Source organism: Blautia sp. CGZ-1-C1 (genome assembly GCF_056504575.1).
Genome location: NZ_JBWLUT010000013.1, coordinates 1 through 3,163 on the forward strand (window position 1 = coordinate 1; position 3,163 = coordinate 3,163).

General features: G+C 40.6%; 2 protein-coding genes and 2 pseudogenes. All 4 read left to right on the forward strand.

Annotated elements, in window-relative coordinates:
- A pseudogene (locus tag AC058W_RS00855) lies at positions 1–448 on the forward strand (DUF1002 domain-containing protein); the annotation flags it as partial.
- Entirely contained in the window at positions 438–1,019 is a 582-nt protein-coding gene (locus tag AC058W_RS00860; RefSeq protein WP_118590464.1) for a GNAT family N-acetyltransferase, read from the forward strand. The pseudogene AC058W_RS00855 and the gene AC058W_RS00860, both read left to right, overlap by 11 nt.
- Before the next feature lie 256 nt (positions 1,020–1,275).
- Positions 1,276–2,479, forward strand: a pseudogene (locus AC058W_RS00865) (class I SAM-dependent rRNA methyltransferase).
- A 20-nt stretch (positions 2,480–2,499) separates the two neighbouring features.
- Positions 2,500–3,006 carry a flavin reductase family protein gene (locus tag AC058W_RS00870; protein WP_118136437.1) on the forward strand — a complete coding sequence of 169 codons (507 nt, stop codon included), beginning with the start codon at positions 2,500–2,502 and terminating at the stop codon, positions 3,004–3,006.
- Positions 3,007–3,163: the final 157 nt, after the last annotated feature.

Below are 3,163 nucleotides of genomic sequence, written 5' to 3' on the forward strand. Positions count from 1 at the left end.
ATTTAATAAAGCTGAGAATTTCTGTAAAGGAGAATACGAGGGCGATACAGCTGCTCTTACAACAGCTATGGAAGATGAGACAGCAACCGCATCTGTAGTTCTTGACGCTGAAAATGGTGCAACACTTTCCAAAGATGTAGAGAAAGCATACCTGCAGATTCTTACTGAGGGAACAGATTCCTATCAGGCAGATGGAACTGAAATTTACATGAGCACAGAACTCAATATGGTAGATAAATCCATGAAAGAGATCTTTGGATTAAGCGCAGATACACAGGCAAGCCCGGAGCTTAGCGAACTTTCTGATGAAGACAGACAGACTTTATATAATGAGACAATGAAATTCTTCGAGAAACTCTACGGTGAGAGCAGCGAAACCTATAATACAGATGAGGCAGAGACAACTGAAACCGCAGACACAGAGAACAGCGAAGATTATGCAGAATAATCGAAAATGCCAGGAATATAAGCAGAACCAGAACCAGGATAGTGCTATGCAGGGGACGTTTCTGATACGGAAAGCAGACGAAGCAGATGTTGTCGGAATTATGAAAGTTATGAATGAAGCACAGGGCGATAAAGAACATCCGGACTGGTTTGTAGCTGATAATGAAGATTATATCCGTGCGCATCTGAAAGAGCATGGTTTTGTAGTTGTAGCAGAATCTTCAGAAGAAGAGATAGCAGGATTCTTTCTTATTAAATATCCTGAAAATAAGGAAGATAATCTGGGGACTTATCTCGATTTTGATGAAGAACAGCTTTCACATGTAGCAGTCATGGATTCAGCAGTTGTAGGAAATGCATACAGAGGCAATGGGCTGCAGGGACTGATGCTCGATGCAGCAGAGAATTTCCTGAATTTGGAAGAATACTATTATCTGATGTGTACGATACATCCTGATAATCAGTTCAGCAGACGTAACATGGAGAATCATGGATATGAAGTAAAGAAGATTGCACTCTGCTATGGTGGACTTTCAAGATGTATACTTCTGAAAAATGCAAAAAAAATCTGAAAAAACACTAAAAATAAAAGAAACAAACAGAAAACAGCCAGTGAAATTTTTGTGATTTCGCTGGCTGCTTTCCGTTATATGTGGAAAAAATAAAATGAATGTGATAGAATGGGTGATTAGAAATAGAAAATTTACTGCATATATAGCAGTGTCAACAAAGGGATATCAGGTTCAAAAACTTTGGCGCATGAGCTTGAACAGCTTTTTGAATTTGATATCATGAAATGTGATAAAAACATAACGAGGAGGAAGATAAATGGGTATAGCAGTTGTAACCCTGAAAAAAGGTGAGGGACGACTTCTGAAATCCGGCGGAATGTGGATTTTTGATAATGAAATAGATTCAATCATGGGAAGTTTTGAGAACGGAGACATAGTTCTTGTCCATGATTTTGACGGATATCCGATGGGAAGAGGATTTATTAATACGAACTCCAAGATTACAGTACGTCTGATGACCAGAGATGAGAATGTTGAAATCAATGAAGAACTTCTGAGAGAAGCGCGTACGTGATGCATGGGAATATCGTAAAAAAGTGGTAGATATAAGCAGCTGTCGTCTGATTTTTGCAGAGGCAGATTTTCTTCCGGGACTTGTTGTGGATAAGTTTTCTGATGTGCTTGTTGTCCAGTCACTGGCGCTTGGAATCGACCGTTTCAAAGAGACGATCGTGGAGCTTATTAAGAAAGTTCTTGCGGAAGATGGAATTACGATCCGTGGTGTTTATGAGAGAAGTGATGTAAAGGTCCGTAAACAGGAAGGCATGGAACTGGTGAAAGGCTTCATCGGACCGGAATTCCCGACACTTGTACAGATTGAAGAAAACGGCGTAAAATACGAAGTAGATGTCAAAGACGGACAGAAAACAGGCTTCTTCCTTGATCAAAAATATAACAGACTTGCAATTCAGAAATTATGTAAGGGTGCGAAAGTCCTGGACTGCTTCACACATACAGGCTCCTTTGCTCTGAATGCGGGAATCGCAGGTGCTGACAGTGTAACCGGTGTGGATGCATCTCAGCTTGCGGTAGATCAGGCGACAGCCAATGCCGCATTAAACGGCTTATCTGACAAAGTGAAATTTATCTGCGAGGATGTATTTGAGCTTCTTCCTGAACTGGAACAGAAAGGTGAGAAATTTGACGTTGTGATTCTGGATCCTCCGGCATTTACCAAGTCAAGAAACTCAATCAAGAATGCAGTAAAAGGATATAGAGAAATCAATCTGCGTGCTATGAAACTGGTCAAAGACGGAGGATTTCTGGCAACCTGTTCCTGCTCTCATTTTATGGATTACGAGTTATTCACCAGAACGATCGGACAGGCAGCAAAGAATGTACATAAGAGACTGCGCCAGGTAGAATACAGAACCCAGGCACCAGATCACCCGATTCTCTGGGCAGCAGATGAGTCTTACTATTTAAAATTTTATATTTTCCAGGTTTGCAATGACAGGTAATAGAAAGAGAGGACATTATTATGAGTTTTAAAGAAGTAAAAGCAGAAGAACTGACTATGAATCCATTTACTAAGATTGGAAAAGAATGGCTGCTGATCACAGCTGGAAATGAAGAAAAATGCAACACCATGACAGCCAGCTGGGGCGCAATGGGTGTTATGTGGGGAAAGAATGCAGTAACTGTATACATCCGTCCACAGAGATATACAAAAGAATTCGTAGACAGAGAAGATACATTTACGATTTCCGTGCTGGGAGAAGAGTATCGCAAAGCATTAAATTATTGTGGCAGGGTTTCCGGAAAAGGTGTGGATAAGATCAAAGACGCAGGTCTGACTCCATATTTCACAGATGGAACAGCAGGAATCGAGGAAGCAGATATGATCATGGTCTGCAAGAAAATGTATCATGATGAGATTAAACCGGAGTGCTTTGACGCACCGGAAAATGACGGCAAGTGGTATCCTCAGAAAGATTATCATACCATGTATATCGCAGAAATCGTGAAAGTTCTCGTGAGGGAATAAAAGAGGTAATCTATGAAAGATAAATTAAATAAATTTATGCAGGGACGTTATGGAGTAGACCAGTTCGCAAGATTTACTCTTGGAGTGGCACTTTTTGTTATCGTGATAGGATCTTTTCTCAGAAGAAATGTAGCAGGCGGCATTTTAGATACATTGG